This window comes from Streptomyces sp. NPDC047982 (assembly GCF_043204165.1).
Classification (GTDB): Bacteria; Actinomycetota; Actinomycetes; order Streptomycetales; family Streptomycetaceae; genus Streptomyces.
The window spans coordinates 146,800-167,563 of sequence record NZ_JBIDBS010000013.1; the positions used below are offsets into that span (position 1 = coordinate 146,800).

The 20,764-nt window shown below is 71.2% G+C and carries 15 protein-coding genes and 1 pseudogene; 8 read left to right on the forward strand and 8 right to left on the reverse strand.

Going from position 1 to position 20,764, the window contains the following annotated elements; translation table 11 throughout:
* Positions 1-82: 82 nt before the first annotated feature.
* Positions 83-1,150 (reverse strand): CU044_5270 family protein, encoded by a 1,068-nt coding sequence (locus tag ACGF2V_RS18015; RefSeq protein ID WP_362707019.1) that lies wholly within the window; start codon positions 1,148-1,150, stop codon positions 83-85.
* Positions 1,147-1,797, reverse strand: a complete 651-nt coding sequence (locus tag ACGF2V_RS18020) for an RNA polymerase sigma factor (protein ID WP_362630820.1) — start codon at positions 1,795-1,797, stop codon at positions 1,147-1,149. The genes ACGF2V_RS18015 and ACGF2V_RS18020 overlap by 4 nt, the downstream gene beginning before the upstream one ends.
* Before the next feature lie 188 nt (positions 1,798-1,985).
* On the opposite strand from ACGF2V_RS18020, the gene ACGF2V_RS18025 reads away from it, so the two are divergent.
* Together ACGF2V_RS18025 and ACGF2V_RS18030 are read left to right on the forward strand one after the other, a co-directional pair.
* Positions 1,986-2,243 (forward strand): type I-U CRISPR-associated protein Cas7, encoded by a 258-nt coding sequence (locus ACGF2V_RS18025; protein ID WP_362630823.1) that lies wholly within the window; start codon positions 1,986-1,988, stop codon positions 2,241-2,243.
* A gap of 334 nt (positions 2,244-2,577) precedes the next feature.
* Positions 2,578-3,033: a hypothetical protein gene (locus ACGF2V_RS18030; RefSeq protein ID WP_362630798.1), complete on the forward strand. Its 456-nt coding sequence runs from the start codon at positions 2,578-2,580 to the stop codon at positions 3,031-3,033.
* A gap of 500 nt (positions 3,034-3,533) precedes the next feature.
* Here ACGF2V_RS18030 and ACGF2V_RS18035 read toward each other — a convergent pair whose 3' ends face one another.
* Positions 3,534-4,547, reverse strand: coding sequence for an alpha/beta hydrolase (locus tag ACGF2V_RS18035; RefSeq protein ID WP_362707021.1), 1,014 nt, complete (start codon positions 4,545-4,547; stop codon positions 3,534-3,536).
* An 85-nt stretch (positions 4,548-4,632) separates the two neighbouring features.
* Between ACGF2V_RS18035 and ACGF2V_RS18040 the strand changes: the two genes are divergently transcribed.
* The 3 genes from ACGF2V_RS18040 (at position 4,633) to ACGF2V_RS18050 (ending at position 6,919) form a co-directional block, all read left to right on the forward strand.
* On the forward strand, positions 4,633-4,827 hold the full coding sequence (locus tag ACGF2V_RS18040; protein WP_362630792.1) for a hypothetical protein: 195 nt from the start codon (positions 4,633-4,635) through the stop codon (positions 4,825-4,827).
* Between the two features lie 587 nt (positions 4,828-5,414).
* Complete coding sequence (locus ACGF2V_RS18045) at positions 5,415-5,654, forward strand: hypothetical protein (RefSeq protein ID WP_362707024.1); 240 nt, start codon at positions 5,415-5,417, stop codon at positions 5,652-5,654.
* Positions 5,655-6,499: 845 nt separating this feature from the next.
* Positions 6,500-6,919, forward strand: coding sequence for a hypothetical protein (locus ACGF2V_RS18050; protein ID WP_362630787.1), 420 nt, complete (start codon positions 6,500-6,502; stop codon positions 6,917-6,919).
* Positions 6,920-7,296: 377 nt separating this feature from the next.
* On the opposite strand, the gene ACGF2V_RS18055 is transcribed toward ACGF2V_RS18050, so the two are convergent.
* The 3 genes from ACGF2V_RS18055 to ACGF2V_RS18065 all read right to left on the reverse strand — a co-directional run bounded on the left by ACGF2V_RS18055 (position 7,297) and on the right by ACGF2V_RS18065 (position 11,361).
* Positions 7,297-7,941, reverse strand: coding sequence for a TetR family transcriptional regulator (locus ACGF2V_RS18055; protein WP_362707027.1), 645 nt, complete (start codon positions 7,939-7,941; stop codon positions 7,297-7,299).
* A 439-nt stretch (positions 7,942-8,380) separates the two neighbouring features.
* Positions 8,381-8,815, reverse strand: a complete 435-nt coding sequence (locus ACGF2V_RS18060; RefSeq protein ID WP_362707030.1) for a hypothetical protein — start codon at positions 8,813-8,815, stop codon at positions 8,381-8,383.
* A 452-nt stretch (positions 8,816-9,267) separates the two neighbouring features.
* Positions 9,268-11,361 carry a HelD family protein gene (locus tag ACGF2V_RS18065; protein WP_392912625.1) on the reverse strand — a complete coding sequence of 698 codons (2,094 nt, stop codon included), beginning with the start codon at positions 11,359-11,361 and terminating at the stop codon, positions 9,268-9,270.
* 197 nt (positions 11,362-11,558) lie between these two features.
* Between ACGF2V_RS18065 and ACGF2V_RS18070 the strand changes: the two genes are divergently transcribed.
* Complete coding sequence (locus ACGF2V_RS18070; protein ID WP_362707033.1) at positions 11,559-11,813, forward strand: hypothetical protein; 255 nt, start codon at positions 11,559-11,561, stop codon at positions 11,811-11,813.
* 5 nt (positions 11,814-11,818) lie between these two features.
* A pseudogene (locus ACGF2V_RS18075) lies at positions 11,819-11,927 on the forward strand (WhiB family transcriptional regulator); the annotation flags it as partial.
* Between the two features lie 110 nt (positions 11,928-12,037).
* Here ACGF2V_RS18075 and ACGF2V_RS18080 read toward each other — a convergent pair.
* The gene (locus ACGF2V_RS18080; RefSeq protein WP_362625714.1) at positions 12,038-12,505 is read right to left on the reverse strand and encodes a DUF6194 family protein; all 468 of its coding nucleotides are present in this window, start codon (positions 12,503-12,505) and stop codon (positions 12,038-12,040) included.
* A 32-nt stretch (positions 12,506-12,537) separates the two neighbouring features.
* On the opposite strand from ACGF2V_RS18080, the gene ACGF2V_RS18085 reads away from it, so the two are divergent.
* Positions 12,538-13,305, forward strand: coding sequence for a MerR family transcriptional regulator (locus tag ACGF2V_RS18085; protein ID WP_362625654.1), 768 nt, complete (start codon positions 12,538-12,540; stop codon positions 13,303-13,305).
* A gap of 89 nt (positions 13,306-13,394) precedes the next feature.
* Here the strand turns inward: ACGF2V_RS18085 and ACGF2V_RS18090 are convergent, their stop codons facing one another.
* Positions 13,395-20,720 carry a MupA/Atu3671 family FMN-dependent luciferase-like monooxygenase gene (locus ACGF2V_RS18090; protein ID WP_362707097.1) on the reverse strand — a complete coding sequence of 2,442 codons (7,326 nt, stop codon included), beginning with the start codon at positions 20,718-20,720 and terminating at the stop codon, positions 13,395-13,397.
* Positions 20,721-20,764: the final 44 nt, after the last annotated feature.

Below are 20,764 nucleotides of genomic sequence, written 5' to 3' on the forward strand. Positions count from 1 at the left end.
CTCGTCGTGGTGGCCGGTCCGCCGGGTGCGGTCACCGGTTACGGGCCGGTGACCCCACCCGACTGCTGCGCGGACGGCTCTGTCAGGCGGCATCCGGGCTGGTGGGGCGCTGCTTCTTGTGGTCCACGACGGCGCGTTCGAGGACTGCGGTGCGGTCGACGACCGTGCCCGGCTTGACGTTGTCCACGGCGTTGACCTGGACGCCTCGGCTGCCCAGGTAGGTGTAGGTATGCCGGTCGAAGATCCATTCGGTGCGCACGCCGGTTCGGGCGTCGAGGCGGGCGAGGGCGACGCCGTCACGGCCTGCCGCGTCCTGCGAGTGTTCCACGACGACCACCCCGGGGATCTTCGCGGCGGCCTGGTAGAGGGCGGCGGCGGTGCGGGCGGGGACCAACTGTTCGCTCAGGACGTCTCCGATGAGGGTGAATGCCTGCTGGTCGCGGTCGCTTTCGCTGTTGGTGCGTGCGTAGATCCGCTTGAGCAGGGTGTCGGGGTCGGTGGGCAGGGCCTTGACCTTGTAGTAGGAGTCGCCGGGTTCGTCGCGGTCGAGGGTGATCCCTCCCTCGGGCTGGTAGCCGGGCTCGTCCAGCCACCCCTTGAGGCCGTCGGGGGACATCCACACCTCACGCGTGTGCAGGGGCTCGACCCATGTCCGGGACGCGTTGGTGTCGGTGCTCACCTTGGTGGAGAGGTGGGAGACCTTGGTCTTGACGTAGACGTACTGATCCTGGGACGGCTGGGGTGTGGCGTGCCGGGCGGTGGCGTCGGCGATGCGCTTCGTGGTGGAGGCCAGCTGTACGGTACTGCCCGGTTCGAGCTGGACGACCGGGGCCGCGACCGGGGCTGCCACGACCGGGGCCGCGACCGAGGCAGGCTTCCCAGGCGAGTCGGAGCCGGTGCCGGCCAGGGCGAATGTGATGCCGGCGGCCACGGCGAGTGCAGTGACCGGCACCCCGATCAGCAGGACCCGGCGGCGCGGGGCGGCCGGCGCCGGGGCAGGGACGGTCTGCTGCTGGATCTGCTTCATCAAGAACTCCTCGAGTTGGTGGTGCCGGTCGCGCGGCATGACCGGATCGCCCGGCGCCGGCAGGAGCCGGGCCAGCTCCGCGGGGTCCGGAGCCTCGGGCCGTCGCCACGGGGTGGGGATCATCGGTGCTTCTCCTCGTCCGACCGGGCCGCAAGGGTGCGGCTGCCCTGTTGTTGTCCGCGGCGCGGGAGGGGTTCCATGCCGCTTCGCCCGCTCCTTCGAGCTACGGCGAGTTCCTCGTGCGCGAGCTTGCGCAGCCGGGCGCGGGCACGCGACAGCCGTGAACGGACCGTGCCCAACGGCACCCCCAGCGCCAACGCCGCCTCCGCGTAGCCGAGCCCGGACCACACGCACAACGTGAACACCTCCCGCTCACCGCGCCGCAGCTTGGCCAGCGCCCGCCCGGCAGCGGCCAGTTCCTCGGCATCAGCCATCCGCCCCACCAGCTCATCGGCGAAGTCCGGCATCGCCTCCTTGGCAGGCATGCGAGCCACCGCGTACGCATGACGCCGCGCGGCCCGGGAAATGTTGCGCAGCACGTTCGCGGCAATACCCATCACCCAGGGCCGCGGGCTGTCCCCCTCGTCCCGCAGCCGGGCCCGCAACCGCCACGCCTCCAGAAACGTCAGCGAGACGACATCCTCAGCCGCCGCCCAATCACCCGTCACACGCACGGAATGACGGAACACCAACTGCGCATAGTCGCGGAAAAGCTCCCGGAACGCCTCCGGATCTCCTGCCCGGATCCGGGCATGCAGTGAATAGTCCACGTAGATCGTTGTCCGCCCCACCCACTCAGTTCCCGTGACGCACGTCACGCTGCGCCAGCATCCCGGTCCACGAAGTCTGGCGGGACAGCAGGAGAACGCCTGCGTGCACGACGAAGGCCGTACGAGGCGGCGGTTCGCGATCGGGCAGGTCCGGTCGCGCGGGCGTGGACGGCGAGCAGGTCACCGTCGTGCTCCTCGACCAGCGCCAGTCCCAGGCGAACCGGTGCGAGCAGGCTCTCCTGAACGCCGTACACCGGCACGACCTGTTCAACCCCCACCCGGAGCTGACGACCGAGGCAGAAGGGATGCCGGTGCGGATCACGAGCATGAAGGCTCCCCACCGGTCCGCGACGCCTACTTCCGCGACGCGGAGAACAGCGACGGTACGGCGTTCGACCAGACGGAGCCCGGCACCGCGCTGCGGCGGTGTCGGGAGTCTTCCGTAGCTGTCCGGCGTCACGTCCGGTGACGGCCGCGAGCCGTTCCCAGGACGGGCTGCCGCGATATCCGGGAGCTCCCGCGAGAAACGCCGCAGGTAGGCGGGCGGGGAGCAGTGGGCATGGGCGAGGCGGGCGATGAACGCCTCGCCGTCCGATGGGAACGACGCACCGGACTCCACGACGCCTTCGTCTCCCTCGCCTGCAGCCTCATCTGCTAGCGACGCCTCAAGAAGACCCACTCATGCTCGTGTTACGAGCTCTGAGGGAGGGTGAGCTTGTCGGTCTGCATGGCCAGGACCGGTGCCAGACAAGACGCTCCGCCAACTACCGCCCTGGCCCTATGCTCGAGGTGGCAACGCTTTCGGGTGGCGGGGGCACAGAGGTGAGCGACGGTTCTGGCACGCAGAAATTCGCTACGGGCCTGGGGATCGCGGTGTCCGTGATCGCCGTCTTGGCGTTCTTCGGCATCACGAGTTTCGACGACCTGTTGAACGACAAGGACTCCGCCCGGTCCAAAGCTTGCGCCCTGGCAGTCGCCGCTCGCAATGTCCAGACGACCACTGTGACGTCAGAGGAATGGCAAGCGGATGCCCTGGCATATGCCGAGAGGTTACTCACGGCTGCGGAGGCAACCGATGAGCCTGAGCTCCGTGGGAGGTTGCGCGAGTCGGTATACGCCCACCAGGACTGGGCGGCCACGCTACGAAGACAACAGAACAGCACAGCAGCGCTGGAGAGGGTGCACGAGGCTGAGCGAAAGTGGACGGCACTCTGCAAGGTCCGCTACTCGAAGTGAGATTGGACGTTCGCCGAACCAGAAGAGCGGGGTCAGGCCGCGCCGGTCTGCGGGCGTGAGGAGGTCCCGCCCACTCACCGCGCCGCCACGGTTCGCGTGTTCATGGAGGTTGGCCGTGTTGCAGGCACCGTGCAGCCGAATCGACCGCGCAAAGTCGTTGTACGACCAGCCTAACGCGGGGTACCTGTAGCCGGCGCGGTCACAGCCGCCCTCGTAGCCGTAGATGGTGTACGAGCGGCCGACGAAGCTGCTGTCGTCGCACAGCGTGAACAACGGTGTGGCGGCGCCCGCGGTGCCGGATGCCACCACGTTGAGCGCCGCCGCGCTGTCTGACAGGCTGCGGAGCCGCTGTCCGCGGTCTCGCGCTGAGCGACCTGAGCCAGGGCCCGCATCCTCAAGAAGCACCGAAAGCATCGCCCCGCGCAGGCGGATGCGGCTGTTCAGCATCAGCGAGCAGACGGCTATGCGCTTTGTCACCGCCGCCTGCCCCGAACGTGTCGTCAATTTGCCCGGTCGTCCCGCTGGTTCAGCCCCTGGAGGGAGGCGAGCCAGTCGGTCAGCAGGCGGTTGACCTCGTCGGGGCGCTCCTGCTGGATCCAGTGGCCGCAGCCGTCCAGGAGGTGGGAGGCCGACAGGCCGGGGAGGGTGGTGGGGTAGGCGTCGATGGCATCGGACATCCAGGTGGTGGAGGCGTCCAGGGCGCCGCCGATGAACAGGGACGGCTGTTCGATCGGGGCTCCGCGGTGCGGGGTGAAGTCTTCCCAGTCTCGGTCCATGTTGCGGTAGCGGTTGAGGGCGCCGGTGAGGCCGGTGCGCTCGAACTCCCCGGCGTAGACGTCGAGGTCGTCCTCGCTCAGCCAGGCCGGGAGGGCGCCTGTGGGGAAGCGGTCGCGCAGCCGGCCGCCGCGGGCGACGAAGTGCGGGTCGGGCTCGCCCTGGGCGGGCATGGTGTCGGCGGACAGAGCCGCGTAGAAGCCCGCGAGCCAGCCTCGGACGTCAGGCTCGATCTCCGCCTCGGCGCGGCCGGGCTCCTGGAAGTAGGAGACGTAGAACTCCCGCTCGGGACCGCCTATCTGGCCGAAGATGTCGGTGGGGCGGGGGCCGCCGGGCGGCGCGTAGGGGACGCTCAGCAGGCCGACGGCGCGGAAGACCTCGGGGTGGAGCAGGGCGGAGGCGGCGGCGATGTTGGAGCCCCAGTCGTGGCCGACGACCACCGCGCTCTCCTCGCCGAGGGCGCGCACGACGGCGACGTTGTCCTCCACCAGGCCGAGCATCCGGTAGGCGTCGGTCGCCTCAGGCTTGGAGGAACGGCCGTAACCGCGCACGTCGATCGCCACCGCCCGGTAGCCGGCCGTGACGAGGGCCGGAAACTGTCGGCGCCAGGAGTACCAGGACTCGGGGAAGCCGTGCACGAGCAGGACCAGCGGGCCGGTTCCCTGCTCGACCAGATGCAGGCGCCCGGCCGGGGCCTCAACGGTGCGGTGGCGGAACTCGGCGGCGGGTTCGGGCTGCATAGGCTTCTCCTCGGTTCGCGGGCGGACGCGGCTACCCGTCGATCATGCGGCTCGGCACCCGCCCACCGCGAACAGCCTTGCCGGGTTGGCAATCTCGAAGGACGGAGCGGTGGAGCGGCACGGTAAGAGGGAGAGGGTCCTGCGGGGCATGCGGCTGCGTGCCACGGACGACGCGCTGCGATGGCACGGCGAGCGGCTGGGCCACCGACGCCCCGCGTTCATCCGTACTGGCGGCAACGCCCTGGGAACACGGCCCGGGCCCGCTTCGCCACGAGACTGATAGCGGCGCGGGCGGCGTCGTCGGGGTCGGACCCGAGCTGAAGGGCCGCCCCTCGGTCAGGCTGTGCAGTTCGAGGCCGGCGAGGTCGGGGTCGGCGTCCGGGGGAACCTCGCCGCACTCCTTGCCGTTGTGGACGGCCCTGGCGAGCTCCAGGCGGCACCGACGTACGCGAGGAGGTCCCCGCGCGGGCCGCCGACGCGGGACGCACTGACGTGCTCGCGCTCCGCTGCTGCGCCTCCGCCCCGCACACCCCTGGCCGGAGCTGGCCGCACGCCGCCAACCTGCGCCGGATCGCCGAACACCCGGGGCTCGCTCTGCCTGTGCTCGGCCGCCCCGACCGGGCGGCGACGCTCCGGCCACTGCCGTCGGGCCGGTGGCGGGGGAGTCCGCCATGCTGCGGCTGCAGGACGCGTGGAAGGGCCGTGCCGACCTGGGCCGTGACCGGCTCCAGAGCGAGCACTTCCCCCGCCAGACGGCGGGATCCGCGGACCGCGGGCCGGTCACCGCGGGCCCCGACCCGCTGGCGCAGGCACCGCTGTGGCGTGTCCGGCGCCTGTTGGACGGGCGTCGCGGGCGGTCGCCGTGCCGTGGCCGACGCAGGCCGAGGAACGGACGCGGCCTCGCTCTCCGCCCGCCTGACCCGGGCGGAGATCGGCGCAGCGGCCCACCTCGCACAGGCCCTGACAACGGAGGCGGGTCGCCGCCCCCGCGACACCTTCGGCCGCCTGACCGACCTCTCGGCCGACGCCTACGCAAGAGCCTGGCTCGCCTCGGCCGTGCCCCGGGTGGCTGCGGAACGCTCGCTGGTGGCCGCGTCCTGGTCGTGACCCACCGCTGAGCCCACCGGGCTGCCCAGGCCGCCCGGTGGGCTCAGGCGGTCCCGGGCCCAGGTCCTTCCGGCGTTCCGCACCACCGGGTCTGGCAGCCTGTCTGCGAACTCCTCCACCCGACCGATCCCGAACACCGGTCCCTGCCGCCCGAGTTCGACGCCCATCAGGGGCCGTGTACACGTCCGACGGCATGCGGCAGCAACCGACCGTGCCGACACGGGGCGTAAGGGTCTCCAACAGGCTGGTCGACCTCGGACTCCCGCCCATCTCGCGACCTCGACGCCATGCGCCCCGGCAGTACGGGCAGGGCCGACTGCCACGACCGCCCCGACCGCATTCACGCCCCCTCCGAATCACCCGTCCCGACAGGTGATAGTCCGGCACATCCCCGCCTCCCTCACGAGGCTGGAACCCGGGCGCACTCACCGGAGCGCGCACGCCGACACCACTGCCCCGGCCCCGGAGGGCCGCGGCCTCCAGCCGCCTGCCCACGGCGATCCCTCCCCGGCCCTGCTGGCCCGCGCGGACCGGAGCTCCGGCCGGTTCCCCGCCCAGCGCACCGAGGACCAGGACGACGCGGCCGGCGGAGGCAAGGACACCTCCCCCGTCCGACGGACACTCCGTCCGCCCAGCGGCTCTGTTCATGACCGACAGCAGATGCTCAGGAGTTTCGACAACATCATGTCCTGGAGTTGTTCGAATCAGCCCCGACCACAGGCGGAGACGTGGTCAAGCGGGACGTGCCACATCCTTCGTCTGGGGGGCTTGTGCCGCAGAACTCACAAACGGCTGCCCGCGACCTCGAAACTACCGCTGTTTGTAATCGCTCTACAGCAAAGGCTGTGAAGAAGAAAATGCGCACCACGACCCCGGCTACCAGCCGCCTCCTCACGCTCGCTCTCGCAGCAGCGACGTCTCTGACCGTTCTGTCCGGCACCGCCTCGGCTGCCGACATCGACGCCCCCTACGCCCGCGCCGCTGCGAAGGTCTCCTCCGACGCCAAGCTCCTGGGCACCAAGAACGTCCAGTCGGTCACCCGAGGCAGCGCCGCTGCCACCTACTGCGTCAAGGTCGCGTCCCGCGCCGTGAGCAACCTTTCCACCGCGGCGATCGTCGCCACGCTCAACAACTTCCGAGGAGAGATCACCGCCATCGGTGCGCCGCACTCCTACTGCGGCAACGCCGCCCACACCATCACCGTCGTCACCAGCGACAGCAGCGGCAAGGGCGCAGACCGGCCGTTCACCGTAGCCGTCCTGTAACGGCCCACCACCGGGCTCAGATCGTGCGCCGTGCCCCACGCAAGAGGACCTGCGCGACCATCGGCGGGTGACAGGCGGCGAGTGCAGTCTCGATGCGTACTCACCGGGGGTGTCGCCCACGTCCTTCGCGGCGCGGGAGAGTGCCGGTACACGTGATCGCTGATCAGCCCTCTTGGTGCCCGCCTGCCTGCTTCGGCCGACGGGCACCTGCCTGCTGATCAAGCGCGACGTCTCGGGGTACCGGCCCCACGCGAACTCCAGGTCCTCCAGGACGGCTTCCAGCGCCTTGTCCCACCGGCTGCGCAGGAGAAACCGGACGCTTGCAGAACGACGACGGCGCCGCCTCTTCGGAGGCGGCGCCGTCGTCGTTGTCGTTCTCACTTCTGGGGGGCTGCCCCCGCCAGGCCCTGGCGCAGCAGTTCGTACGCGTGGTCGGCGTCGGCCACCGCCTCGGGGTACACCTCGTCCGCGGACCGGCCGGCGACGATGCGCTGCCAGTTCGCAGACGCCAGGATGCGCTCGGTGGCGATGACCTGGCCGGCCAGCAGGGCGGCCGTGATCTCGCGGTCGGAGTCGAGCGCGTCGACCAGGGCCTGGGCGAGCGCCTCCTCGGCCTGGGCCAGGTACTGGCTGACGCGCGCCACCAGGCTCGGCGTGGAGTACACCAGGTGATGGAAGGCGAGGACGTCCTCGTCGTCGTTGAGCCCCGTGATGGGGTCCCGGGCCGCCAGTCCGTCCAGGAAGTGCCGGTGCAGGGCGTCGATCGCGGACACCCCGGGCGGCCGCTCCGCGACGACGGTGCTGCTCACCGTCTGGTGGTCGGCGAAGCGGTGGACGACCAGGTCTTCCTTGGTGGGGAAGTACTTGAACAGCGTGGGTTTGGAGACCTCGGCGACAGACGCGATATCGACGACCGAGACCTGGTCGAACCCGTGCTCGAGGAAGAGCGTGATCGCCGTGTCGGAGATCGTCTCTCGCGTTCGCTGTTTCTTGCGCTCCCGCAAGCCCATCGGCGCATTCACCAGGTCATCCTAGCACATCCCTTACTTAGGCAATCAGGTGACCGAGTCTGTGAATTGACTTGGTTAAGTAATTTGCTCCAGTGACCTCCAGCGGAAGACGGACGGGCCGGACGGAGCGCCGCCCGCGGCGAGGGAAGGGCATCAGGACAACAGCGGCCTCCACCGAGAGGTCGGTGCGCTCCCGGTGGTGGGGGCTGGGGGGGATCGCCCTGGCTCTGGAAGACCGCCTCGGGCACCGGCTGGCCGAGTCGGGCCCGCGCCTCGTCGTAGCGGCCCATCGCGGTCAGCGCGTACACCGAACTCGCCAGTGGCAGGCCGATGCTCAGCCCCAGCCCCGTGACGACATCCGCGACAGGGCCACGTCGCTGTGCCGCTCGGCCTCCAGCAGCCGGCCCTGCCGGATGAGGTTCGCCGCTCGCAGCGAGGACAGCAGCGCGTCTCAGGTGGGGATGTTCCGCTCACGGGCCGCCTCCAGCAGCGTGGCGCACCATGCGTCGACCTGCTCGGTGCGGTCGGCGTAGAACAGCGTCGTCAGCGCCAGCGGGATGGTCTCCAGCGCCGACGTCAGACTGGACATTTCCAGCACATGCGCGGCGCCGACCACCGCCGGCCCGGGTTCGCCGCCCCGCAGGACGACGGACAGGGCGGTGGCCGCCTGCAGCCCGCGCCCCCGCGGCGATCGCCGCGGGGGCGATCTCGTCGGCGGCGTCGGGGACACATCGCCGAACATCCGTCGGTGGAACGGCGGGCACAGCACGGACAGCCACCGCTGCAGCGCCCGCACCTCGGCCACACCCTCCTCGCCCGGGTCGTCGGCCAGCTGGTGGTCGACCAGCTCCAGCACCTCCGCGGCGTCGTAGTTGATGGACCACACCCCATGCGTTGGCGCGTTCCCTCGGAGAGCAGGCCGCTCTCAGGACGAGGGAACCGGATTTCGCCGCGCGCTGGGTGAATTCGTGCAGGAGAGCGTCTTGCCGACCCCGGCAGAGCCACTGACCGGGCGATCGGACCCGCTCCGCCGTCGCGTGCGGCCAGCAGGTCATGTAATTGGGTGAGTTGTACGCCCCGTCCGACGAGGGACATCCGCAGGATGCTCCCTATGGTGCCGAGGCTTCGGTAGGTCTTCGGCCATCCTGCAATATCAGGCAGTCCGGGGGCCTTCAGTGGTCATCGCCACAGGGATTTGGCGCAAGTGTGACCTTCGAGAACGGCAATTCGGCCAACTTCGAAAGCCAGGGCAACTTTCTGCCTTGGGGTTCTTCAAAGAGGCGTAAGAAAAATGCGGCCGGGGGAGTCCCCGGGCCGCACGTCTCGGACAGGCCGCCGTCAGGCGACGAGCGGCTCCGGCAGCGGCCGGGCGTGCAGGACGTCGAGCCGGGACACCGCACGCGTCACCACGACGTAGAGCCGGTGCAGTCCGCGCGGCTCGGACTCCACGATCGCGGCCGGCTCCACCACGACGACATGGTCGTACTCCAGGCCCTTGACGACCGTCGCGGGCAGTACGGTCACCCGGGCGGCGGTGCCGACCTCCTCGGCCGTCGCCGTCTCGATGCCCGCCCTGCGCAGGGCCGCCGACGTGGCGGCCACCGCGTCGTCGGCGGCGATGACGGCGACGGACCCCTCCCGGTCGAGGGCGGCGCGGACCGTGGACACGGTGGCGGACGCCACGTCGTCGACCGCGCTGACCCTCAACTCGCCGTCATGGCGGAGCGAGCGGGCCGGCGGCACGTCCACACCGAGGGCGCCCACCAGCCGGTTGGCCAGCTCCATGACCGCGGCGGGCACACGGAAGCCGGTGGTCAGCGGGACGACCGTGGCCTGCGCCTTGCCCAGGTGCGTCAGCTGCTCCTGCCAGGTCCGCGCCGACCAGGGCGCTGTCGCCTGGGCCAGGTCGCCCAGCACCGTGAGGGAGCCGAACGCGCTGCGTCGGGCGATCGCCCGGCACTGCATCGGCGACAGGTCCTGGGCCTCGTCCACGACCACATGGCCGTAGCCCTCGGGGCGTTCGATGAGCCCCGCGACGTCGTCGAGCAGCAGCATGTCCTCCACCGACCAGGTGGCGCTCTTCTCCGACCGCGGCGGCTTGGCCCACAGTAGGGCCCGCTGCTCGGCGGCGTCGAACACCCCGTCCGCGGCGGCCTCCATCACCGCGGGATCGCTCAGCAGCGTGGCCACGACCTCCTCGGGCCGCGCCACCGGCCACGCCGCCTCCAGCAGAGCGGCGACCGGCTTCGAACGGCCGATCTTCCGCGCCCATGTCACGCTCTTCGGGCCGGCCCGCCGCTCGGCCTGCTGCTGGATCAGCCTCACCACCCGCGAGCGCACATGCTCGCGGCCGATCCCGTACGGCACGCCCATGCCCCGCACCTCGTCGATGACCCGGGCCAGGTCGTACGAGTCCACCCGCCAGCGGTACGAGCCGTCGGTGACCGCGATGGACTCCTCCGGGTGCCTCACCCGGGCGTACAGCGCACGCTCAAGGACGGTGGCCATACGGTCGCTGTGCTTCAGGACGCCGGCATCCTCGGAGTCCACCCGGCGCACGGGGTGCCGGGCGACGACGTCCTCCACCGTCAACTGGGCGATGTCGATCTCGCCGAGCGACGGCAGCACCTCCGAGATGTAGCGCAGGAAGGTGCGGTTCGGGCCGATGATCAGCAGACCGCTGCGCTGCAGCCGCTCGGGGAACGTGTAGAGGAGATACGCGGCGCGGTGCAGGCCGACGGCGGTCTTGCCGCTGCCCGGCGCGCCCTGCACACAGACCGACTCGTTCAGCTCGCTGCGGACCAGGTTGTCCTGTTCCGGCTGGATGGTGGCGACGATGTCGCGCATCGGACCGAGGCGGGGCCGCTCGATCTCGGCGGCGACGATCGCGCTCGCCGCGTCCCCGCCGTCCTCGCCCCGGGCGTGGTCGAGGTGCTCGTCCTCCAGCCCGGTGAGGTCCTCGGGAGCGCCGTGGCTCCACGGCGCCCACCCGAAGCGCCGCCGCACCGCGACTCCGCGCCGCTCCAGGGCGCTCGCCTGGTAGTAGGTGCGGGAGACCGGCGCGCGCCAGTCGATCACCAGGGGCGGTGCGGCCGGGTGCTCCGAGACCCGCCTGCGGCCGATGTAATACCGCTGCCGCCGGTGGTCCCCGGCCTCCTCGGAGTCCTCGAAGGCGAGCCGGCCGAAGAACAGCGGGCTGTGGGGCTCCTCCGCCATCTGCCGTGCGCGGGTGCGCAGGTAGCGGCCGAGCGCCTCGGCGCTCGCGCCGTCGCCCGACACGTCCTCGCCCGCGACGACCTGGTACTGGGCATCGTCCACCTGGCGGATCATCGCCTCGCGGCACATCGCGACGTACGCACGCTCCAGGGCCAGCTCGTCGTCGAGTCCGCCGGCCTCCTGGGTGCCGTACGTGTCCTGGACGTGTGACGTCATCGATCGACCTTTCCGAAGTGACGGCCTTGCGCGCCGCCCGGCGCGACCGGACGACGAATTCCGGGTCGCAGCATAACTGAACCGGGTTAATAGACTGGCTGAGTTGTGTTATTGGCGGCCGGATCCCGCCGACGGCACGGCAGCGCTGAGAGCGGCTGCTTACCTGGGCGGCGCCCAGCGCGTGGAGCGGCCGGTCGATGGGCCTGCTGCTGGTCGTCGCGGTCACCTCCGCGTCCGTGCAGGACCGGGCCGGAGGCCGCGCTGTCCTGGCCCGGCTCGCCGTCGGCTTCCGCGCGGTCGGTCCGGTGTGGGCCGACGGCGGATACGCCAACTCCGTTGATTCCACCCCCGCTGCTTTCATGGACTCGTCCGCCACCTCGTCGCCGCAGGCGACCCGCGCCGCCCGGGCCGGTCGCCGCGCCCGTCGCACCCTCGCGCAGATGAGGGGCTGATCGTCATGGACTGGCGACACAACGCGGTCTGTCGCGACGAAGACCCCGAGCTGTTCTTCCGGCACCACCGGCCCGGCCCTCCTCCAGATCGAGGAAGCCAAGGCCGTCTGCCGGGTTCTCTGGGGGTAACCCCGTGGCGCGACGGGAGTAGGAACCACTTTGTGCAGCTCAGCGCCGGTGTGATCGACAGCATCGTGTGCAAAACCTGTGGTGCCAGTGCTGCATCAGGCGGGTCCTGGTTCATGTCGCCGCGTGAACCGCGCACGAGCGGCCTCGTGAGCGCTGTGCAGTAATTGCACAACTGTGGCCGTTGTCCTCTCACCGGGATTGACGACGGAGATCCAGCCGAGCGCGCCGTATACCGGATGCGGCATCACACTGTCGGCGGCTGCGTAGTCGCGAGGGCGGCTGATGCTGCGTGGCTCCTCTCCAGTGAGCTCCTGGAACATCACGCGGTCGACGTGGACGTTCACGCGCCAGCGGCCCGGAGGGTCCAGGTCGGAAGCGGCGTCGTCGGGGTAGTTCTTGGTGACGATCGTCCCGTAGGGCTGAACGTTCTTGGGTATCCGGCCGTCGGGGGCGTAGTGGAAGAACGCGTCCCCCCACGCGATTTCAGGGAAGTCGCCTCCCGGTTCGGGGACAAACACGAGCGCGCCGTCAAGGCCACGCACAGTCGCGATGATCTGTTCCATACTCATGGTTCAAGCATTACCTTCAAGTGCTTATGTGGGGTTGGCTGGTGGACGAGACCACAAGCGGTTCGCGACGAGTACCGCTGAGAACAGTCGATGTCGCCAGAGAGTCGGGGTACTCGGTGCAACAGGTTCGCGACCTGGAGCGGCTGGGAGTCATTCCCCCAGCCGCTCGATCGAGCAACGGTTACCGTTCATACACATCAGCTCACGTGCATGCTCTTCGCGCCTATCGCGGACTCGCCGGTGCTGTCGGGCCTGTCGCAGCCCGGCAGATGCTCGCGGAGCTGCGGACGGAGATGATCACGGAGGCAGCCTCGGCGATCAGCGCGGTGCACGTTCGGCTCGCGCGGGAACGGGATGAGGCTCTGCGTGCTCAACAAGCGTTGCGTGCGATCCATGGGGAGACGAACGCACCCGAGTTCGAGCACGAGAGCGACGCGATGACGATCACGCAGCTGGCCGCAGCGCTCGATGTCCGTCCCTCAACCCTGCGGTTCTGGGAGCAGGAAGGGCTCGTCATCCCCGAGCGAGTGACGTCACTGCGAGCACGTCGATACGGGCTTTCAGCGATCAGAGCGGCCCGAATCGTCGCGGCCCTCCGCGGCACCGGTTACGGCATTCCCGCAGTTCGCGACATCATGGGCTCCCTGCACCAGCTCGACGGCCTGGGAGAAACGCAGCGGATCCTGCAACAACGTCTCGACCAGATCGCCATGCGCACCGTTGCACTGCTTCGAGCGGGCGCAGACCTGGCAGCCGTTGTCACGTCGGCCCAGGAACCGCCGATCGCCCGATAGACCCGGACCGCCTCGCGTGCTGACGATCCGGGTCGTCGGGCGCCCGGCCCGTTTCGGCCGAGTGCCCTGTCGCGGCTGCGACCGTCCGCTCAGTCGTCGAGAGCCTGCCGGACTTCCTTGCGCAGAAGCTCGGTGTAGTCGTGGGCCCACCCTTCGATCGTCGCGCGGTCCCACAGGTCGGCCGAGTACTCCAGGTAGCCCGAGAGCACGTCCCCGGCCGGTACGAGTCCGACGGTGAGCTCCGTCCGGGCAGCGGCGGGGGCGAGGTCCTCGACGGCCGCGGTCAGGCCGGGCAGCTCGATGTCGGTGTCCAACGAGCTCTGATAGGCGAAGCCGACGGCCAGCTTGTCCGGCACGGCGATGCCTTTCCGCTCCAGCATCACCGGGGCGATCCGGCGTACTGGCATGGCCAGGTCGATGCACTCCACCGTGGTGCGGGCGACCTGGTCCGTCAGGGCGGCGAAAGAGCCGGTCGCGCCCTCGCGTATCCGGAGCGCGAACCCCGTGACCGTACAGGCGACGAGCGACTCGAACGCGCGGCGCTCACGGTTCGCGTAGGAGATGTTGAACAGCACGTCCGGCTGCCCGGATTTCCGCGACAGCAGCCGGCCCAGGGCCGCTGCCGTGACCACGAAGGGGGTCGTGCCCCGCGTTCGGGCGAGGCGCTCCACGGCCTGGCGCACCTCGCCGGGCACGGTGAACGTCACGACACCGCCCCGCCCGCTCGGGGTCGTCGGCCGCGGCCGGTCCAGCGGCAGGTCGATGTCGAAGGGCACACCGTCCAACTGGCGCAGCCAGAACCGTAGCTTCCGCTCGTCGCTGCCCGGCTCGGCGTGGTCGCGCTGCCACTGCGCGTACGCGGTGGGCTGGTACGGCGCGGGGGGCAGGGCGTGGGGGACACCCGTGACGGCCGAGCCGTAGAGCGCGGCCAGTTCCTTCAGCAGCAGGCTGACGGACCATCCGTCGCACACGGCGTGGTGCAGGGTGAACAGCAGCACCCAGGAGCTCTCGCCTATGCGCAGCAGACGCAGCGCCACCGGCATGCCGTCGACGGGGTCGAGCGGTGTCTCGGCGGCCTCGGCACCGGCCCGCTCCACGGCGGCCTCCCGCTCCCGCGGTGGCCGGGCGGTGAGGTCCTCGACGGGCAGGTCGACCGGCCGGGGCCGGAGCACCTCCTGCTGCCAGCCGTCGCCGTTCTCGGCGAAGCGGGTCCGCAGGCCCTCGTGGCGTTCCACGAGCCGGGTCAGAGCGGTGCGCAGCGCCGCCACGTCCAGGGCCCCGGAGAAAGTGATCCGCATCGCGACGTTGAGGACCTGCGGGAGAGGATGACGGACGTGCACCGAGACGAAGCGGGTCTGCTGTTCGGTGGCGGGCGCCCGGTGCTCGACGGTGCCGGGGCCGATGTGGGCCGCGGACGGCCGGCGTCCCCCCGCTTCCGCGGCCATGTGGTCGGTCATGGCCCGCAGCGTCGGCTCCTGGTAGAACCGCACCATCGGGTACTCGGTGCCGAATTCCTCTCGGGCCCGGTTGACCAGCCGCATCGCGGTGATCGAGTGGCCGCCCAGGTCGAAGAACGAGGCGTCCGCCGCGATGCCGTCGGCGTCGATGGAGAACTCGGCCGCCCACAGCGCCCGTACGCACCGCTCGACCTCCGCACGGGGGCGGCCCTCGACGGCTGTGCCGAGGCCGGCTTCCCTTGCCCCGCCCGTCGCGCCCGGCTCCCGGTGCGGTGCGGCGGTGACGAGGTCGGGCGGCGCCAGCTCCGAACGATTCAGCTTGCCGTTGTCCGTCCTGGGCAGTTCGGCGAGGACGCGCCAGGCGCGCGGCACCAGGTACTCCGGTAGCAGGACGGCCAGTTCGTCAGCCATGAGGTCGGCGAAGGCCTGCCGGTCGTCGGGGGTGTCGTCGACCGGGTCGGCGGGGACGGCGTACGCGGCGAGATACGCTTCACCTCGTTCGTCGCGGCGGGCCAGCACGGCCGCCTCGCGCACGCCGTCCAGGCCGTTGAGCGTCAGGGAGACTTCCTCCGGTTCGATCCTGAAGCCGCGGATCTTCACCTGGTCGTCGGTCCGGCCGCGGAACTCCAGCCTGCCGTCCGGGGTCCAGCGGACCAGGTCGCCCGTGCGGTACAGGCGGGCGCCCTTGCCCCCGTCCGGGTCCGGCAGGAAGCGCTCCTCGGTCAGCTCGGGCCGGTGGAGGTAGCCCAGGGCCACGCCCGGGCCGCCGACGTACAGCTCCCCCACGGTGCCGACCGGCACCGGGTTGCCCGACGCGTCGGTCACGCGCAGGCGCACATTGTCGACCGGGCGGCCGATCGCGATCGTCCCGGCGGTCCCGCCGGGGCCCTCGGCCCGAGGCGGCACGGTCTGCGTGGTGCACAGTACGGTGACCTCGGTCGGCCCGTACACGTTCACCGTCTCGTACGGTGCCTCCGGCCGCGGTCGGGTGCGCAGGACGTCGCCGCCCAGCAGCAGATGGCGCAGCGGCGGCTGGTCGCCGGGCGGGAGCCGCAGCACCGCCTCGCCCAGGGCTGTGGGCAGGATGGAGAAGGTGACGCCCTGTCCGGCGTACCAGCGGGCCAGGGCGAGCGGGTCCCTGCGGACCGTCTCGTCGGCGATGGTGACCGAGGCTCCCGCGGTCAGCGCCGGCCAGATCTCCAGGATCGAGGCGTCGAAGCTCTGGCTGCAGACGACGGCGCTGCGGTCGGCCGGGGTGAAGGCGAAGCGCCGGTGGTGCCACCGGCACAGGTCCACGACGCTGCGGTGCGGCACGGCGACGCCCTTGGGGGTGCCGGTGCTGCCGGATGTGTAGAGGACGCAGCACAGGGATGCGTGGCCGGCGGCGGCCGCGGCGGGAGGGGTGTGCCGAGGGACGGCGTCGGGTGCCACGACGGTCACTCCGCCGGGCAACGCCAGCGCGGCCGCCCCGGCCGGCGTGGACACCACCGTCCGGGCTCCGCACTCGGCGATCACCTGCTCGGCGCGTGCCCGGCCCAGGGAGGGATCGAGCGGCACATACGCGCGTCCCGTCCTGAGCACCGCGAGCATGGCCACGACGAGGTCGGCGGAGCGCGGCAACCACAGAGCCACCGTGTCGGTGTCACCGCCCTCCGCGTGCCGTTCCCTCAGGACGGCGGCCAACCGTACAGCATGCTCGTTGAGTTGACTGTATGTCAGAACGGTGTCGCCGCTGACCACGGCCGTGCGGTCCGGGTTCGTGGCGGCTTGCCGGGCCACCAGCTCGTGGACGCCGCCGTCCGACAGCGCACGGGACGGACCGCGCTGCCAGGACTCCGGTACGGGATCACCCTCGGCGGCCGTCGCGGCGAGCCGGGACAGTGGGGTCTCCGGGGCGACGACCGCTGCCGCGAGCAGGTCCCGGAAGGTGGTGAAGAACCGCTCGACGGTGTCCGCGTCGAACAAGTCGGTGTTGTATTCGAGGTGGCAGCGGATGCCCTGTGCCTGGTCGGTGAAGTAGAAGGTGAGATCCGTGAGGGCCTTGTCCGGGCCGGCGTCCAGCGGGGTGGCGTCGATGCCGGGCAGTTCGAAACGGAACGGCTCGGTCCGCTGGTACTCGGCGAGCACCTGGAACACCGGGGTACGGTCCGCGCTCCGTGGCGGGGCGAGCTCGCGCACCACCGTCTCGAACGCCACACCGGCGTGGTCGTACGCGTCCAGGGCGACGGTGCGCACCCGGTCCAGCAGCGTGCCGAACGTGGGGTCGCCGGAGAGGTCGAAGCGCAGCGCGAGGGTGTTGACGAAGAAACCGAGCAGGTCCCCGGCCCGCTCGGGCCGGTCGGAGACCGGGGTGCCGATGATGATGTCCTCCTGCCCGGTGACCCGGTGCAGCATCGCCGCGTACCCGGCGAGGAGGGTCATGAACAGGGTGCTCCGGCGCAGGCGGCTCAGCTCCCGCAGCCGCCGGGACAGTTCCGGGTCGAGCGTGCGGAAGACCGCCCGGCCGTTGGAGGTCATCGGCGTGGGCCGCGGCCGGTCGGTGGGCAGCTCCAGTACGGGCAGGTCCCCGCCGAGCGTGCGCAGCCAGTAGGCCAGGTCCTCGGCGGTCCCGGGGATGTCCAGGGCCGCCGCCCGCTCCCGGGCGTAGTCGGCGTAGCTCCAGGTCAGCCGGGGCAGCGCGGGAGCGGCGCCATCGCGTTCGGCGCGGTAGAGGGCGGACAGGTCGCGGCTCAGGACGGTGGCGGAGGCCGCGTCGACCACGATGTGGTGGAGGGAGAGGACGAGGACGTGCTCCTCGTCGGCCATCCTGACCAGCCGGGTGACGAACAGCGGGCCCGCCGTCAGGTCGAAGCGGCGGGCGCTCTCCGCCGCCAGAACCTCCCGGAGCACGTCCTGCGGGCCACCGGCACCGTCCACGACCTCGAAGTCCGGCTCGGCAGGCGCCCGCACCACCTGCCGCGGCCCCTCTCCGGTCTCCCGGAAGACGGTGCGCAGCCCCTCGTGGCGGGCGACGAGGCCGCGCAGGGCCGCGCGCAGGGCGGGCACGTCGAGCGGGCCGTCGAGGCGGATCGCCTTGACCTCGTTGTACGCGGTACGCCCCGGAAGCAGGTGCTCGACGAACCAGATCCTCTCCTGCCCCTGCGACAGCGGGGCGTCCTCGGGCGTGTCACCGGGCGCGGGCTCCGGGGCGGCCGACGCGGAGGCGGCCAGCGCGGTGGCGTTCGGCCCGGCTTCTTCCGGGCCCTCCTGATACCGGCGGCGCAGCACGGCGATATGCGGGAGACCCACGCGCAACGCGTCCGGTGCGACCCCGAAGTCGACCAGGGCCACGATCTCGTCGGCTCCCGCGGCGGTCACCATGTCCACCACGGGACGGACGCTGTCCGCCGTGCCGATCAGGGACCGCTGGTCGCAGTAGCGGCCGTAGGCGCGGCGGAACACCGTCTCCAGGTCCTCCTCGCTGAGGGTGGAGAGGTCGACGCTGTGCCCGAGGCTGTTGGTGACGCCGCTGAACAGTGACAGGGACGCACGCATGTAGCGGGACAGCGGCTCGTACGCCTCGGCCCGCGCGGTGTCGTGGTCGGCCGCGAGGTAGGTGTGCAGCAGGACGGCCACCCGCCCGGCGTCCGGGTCCAGGCCGTGCCGGGCCCGGGCGCGGCGGTAGCGGGCGATGTTCTCCCGGAGCTGTTCGACGCTCTGCGTCATCAGGTTGGTGACGACGCCCAGGTCGTGGCGGGCGGCGAACTCGTACGAGGCCGGATTGCCGACCACCGCGGTGTACATGGGCGGGGCGTCCTGCACGGGCCGCGGGAAGAGCCGCACCTCGCGCTCGCCGTCCCCGGTGGTCCGCCGCAGCGCGTCACCGCGCCAGAAGCCCCGCACCTGCTCAAGCTGTTCGTACATCACCTCCTTGTGCCGGCCGAAGCGGTCGGGGAAGAAGACGAAGTCGTTGGCGTTCCAGCCGCTGGCGACGCCGATGCCGACGCGTCCGCCGGAGAGGTTGTCGACCATCGACCACTCCTCCGCGACACGGATCGGATCGTGGAGAGGCAGTACGACGGAACCGGCGTTGAGCCGGATGCGCTCGGTCTCGCGGGACAGCGCGGCGGCGAGCACCGCAGGGTTGGGGAAGAGGCCGCCGAAGGAGTGGAAGTGCCGCTCCGGCAGCCACAGGGCGTGGAAGCCGTTCCGGTCGGCGAAGCGGGCGGTCTCCATGAGGAGTTCGTACTTGCCGTGCCGGGGCTCGGCGGCGTCCTGCGGATAGTCGCCGAAGAAGTAGACGCTGAAAGCGGGGGCGCGGCGGGCAGCCTCGTCGGCGGGTGCCGGGCGGGACATGGCGGCCGCGGCCGAGTTCCATGCCATGGAGGCCGCCGTGGCGGGTGCGGATGCTTCGGCGGGTGCCTCGGCGGATGCGGGTGCTTCAGCGGGTGTGGGCGCGGTGGGCGGTGCGGCCGACGCCGGGGACGCGGCCGACCGGGCCACCGGGCGGCTGCCGGGGAAGAAGCCCGCCGACCGCAGCTCGCGCAGCGCACCCCGCACCGCTTCCGAGACGAACTCGATGTCGCTGTCCGTATGGGCGGTGGACAGGAAGAAGTTGCGCCACTCCCAGACGTGGACGCCGCGCAGCATCAGGTGGGGGTACAGGAGTTCCATGTCGGCACGGTGTTCGAAGCGGAACTGGGAGCCGAAGTGGCTCATCCGCAGAGGGAACTCCTCGGCCTCGAAGAAGCCGTTGAGCGTCGCGGCGAGTTCGGCGGTCCGCGTGTTGAGCCGCTCCTGAAGGTGCGGACTGTGTTCCTTGAGATGCGTCAGAACGGCGCGCGCGGCGACCATCGACACCGGGTGCTGGATGTACGTACCGCCGAAGAAGGTGGTATCGGCGGGCGGGTAGCTGTCGTCGCCGTACGCCCAGTAGCCGCCGTCCACGCCGTCCATGATGTCGGCGCGGCCCGCGACGGCCCCGATGGGGAAGCCGCCGCCGAGCAGCTTGCCGTAGGTGGCGAGGTCCGGGGTGACGCCGTACAGCTCCTGCGCGCCGCGCAGTGCGGGGCGGAAGCCGGTCAGCATCTCGTCGAACATCAGCACGATGCCGTGGCGGCGGGTCAGCTCGCGCACCTTCCGTACGAACTCCGCGGGCTGCAGCGAGGGATGCCTGCTCTGCACCGGTTCGACCACGACCGCGGCGATCTCCGCGGCGTGCTGCTCGATCGCTTCCAGGGCCGTGTCGCTGCCGTAGTCGAGGACCAGCAGATCCGAGACGGCGCCGTGCGGGATGCCGCGGGAGACGGGCACGGTGACCCGATCCGCCCCGGTGCCCGAGGAGCGGCCGAGAACGGTGTCGGCATGGCCGTGGTACGCCCCCGTGAAGGTGACGATCTTGTCGCGCCCCGTGGCCGCGCGGGCCAGGCGGATGGCCGCGGAGTTCGCCTCCGTACCGGAGTTGGCGAAGGCCACCCGCTCCATGCCGGTCAGCCCGGCCAGCAACTCGGCCGCCTCACCGGTCTCGATGGCGCGGGGGCCGAGCTGGACGCCGCGTGAGAGGTGCTCGCGGACGGCCTCGGCGACGAAGCCCGGCTCGTGGCCGAAGAGCAGCACGCCGAACCCCATGGTGATGTCGACGTACTCGTTGCCGTCGACGTCCTCCAGCCGCGCCCCGCTCGCCCGGCGGCCCGCGATCGGGTACAGCATCTCCTTGGTCGCGCTGCGGAAGCCGACAACGGCACGGCTGTCGGCCAGGACACGGCGGTAGCGCTGGGCGATCCGTTTCGAGGTCGCGGTCCTGGCGGTGTAACGGCGTACGAGATCGTGCAGGTGTTCCTGCTGGGAGCGCGGGGAGGCATCCTGGACCATGCCGGAGGTACGGGCGAGGACCACTCGGGGACCGTGCGTGCGCGGCGGCTCGGCGGGCTGCTCCCCGGAGCCCACCTGCGCGGCGATGCGCTGCGAGAGTTCGGCCATGGCCGCCAGGTCCCGGTCCAACGCCGCGGAGAGGCCGTTCAGTC

Bases quoted from the DNA above. Each gene is read 5' to 3' on its own strand.
- ACGF2V_RS18035 (WP_362707021.1), bottom strand. From the start codon at position 4,547: ATGCAGCCCGAACCCGCCGCCGAGTTCCGCCACCGCACCGTTGAGGCC.
- ACGF2V_RS18015 (WP_362707019.1), bottom strand. From the start codon at position 1,150: ATGATCCCCACCCCGTGGCGACGGCCCGAGGCTCCGGACCCCGCGGAG.
- ACGF2V_RS18080 (WP_362625714.1), bottom strand. From the start codon at position 12,505: ATGGAACAGATCATCGCGACTGTGCGTGGCCTTGACGGCGCGCTCGTG.
- ACGF2V_RS18070 (WP_362707033.1), top strand. From the start codon at position 11,559: ATGGGCCTGCTGCTGGTCGTCGCGGTCACCTCCGCGTCCGTGCAGGAC.
- ACGF2V_RS18090 (WP_362707097.1), bottom strand. From the start codon at position 20,720: ATGGCCGAACTCTCGCAGCGCATCGCCGCGCAGGTGGGCTCCGGGGAG.
- ACGF2V_RS18030 (WP_362630798.1), top strand. From the start codon at position 2,578: ATGCTCGAGGTGGCAACGCTTTCGGGTGGCGGGGGCACAGAGGTGAGC.
- ACGF2V_RS18065 (WP_392912625.1), bottom strand. From the start codon at position 11,361: ATGACGTCACACGTCCAGGACACGTACGGCACCCAGGAGGCCGGCGGA.
- ACGF2V_RS18085 (WP_362625654.1), top strand. From the start codon at position 12,538: ATGTGGGGTTGGCTGGTGGACGAGACCACAAGCGGTTCGCGACGAGTA.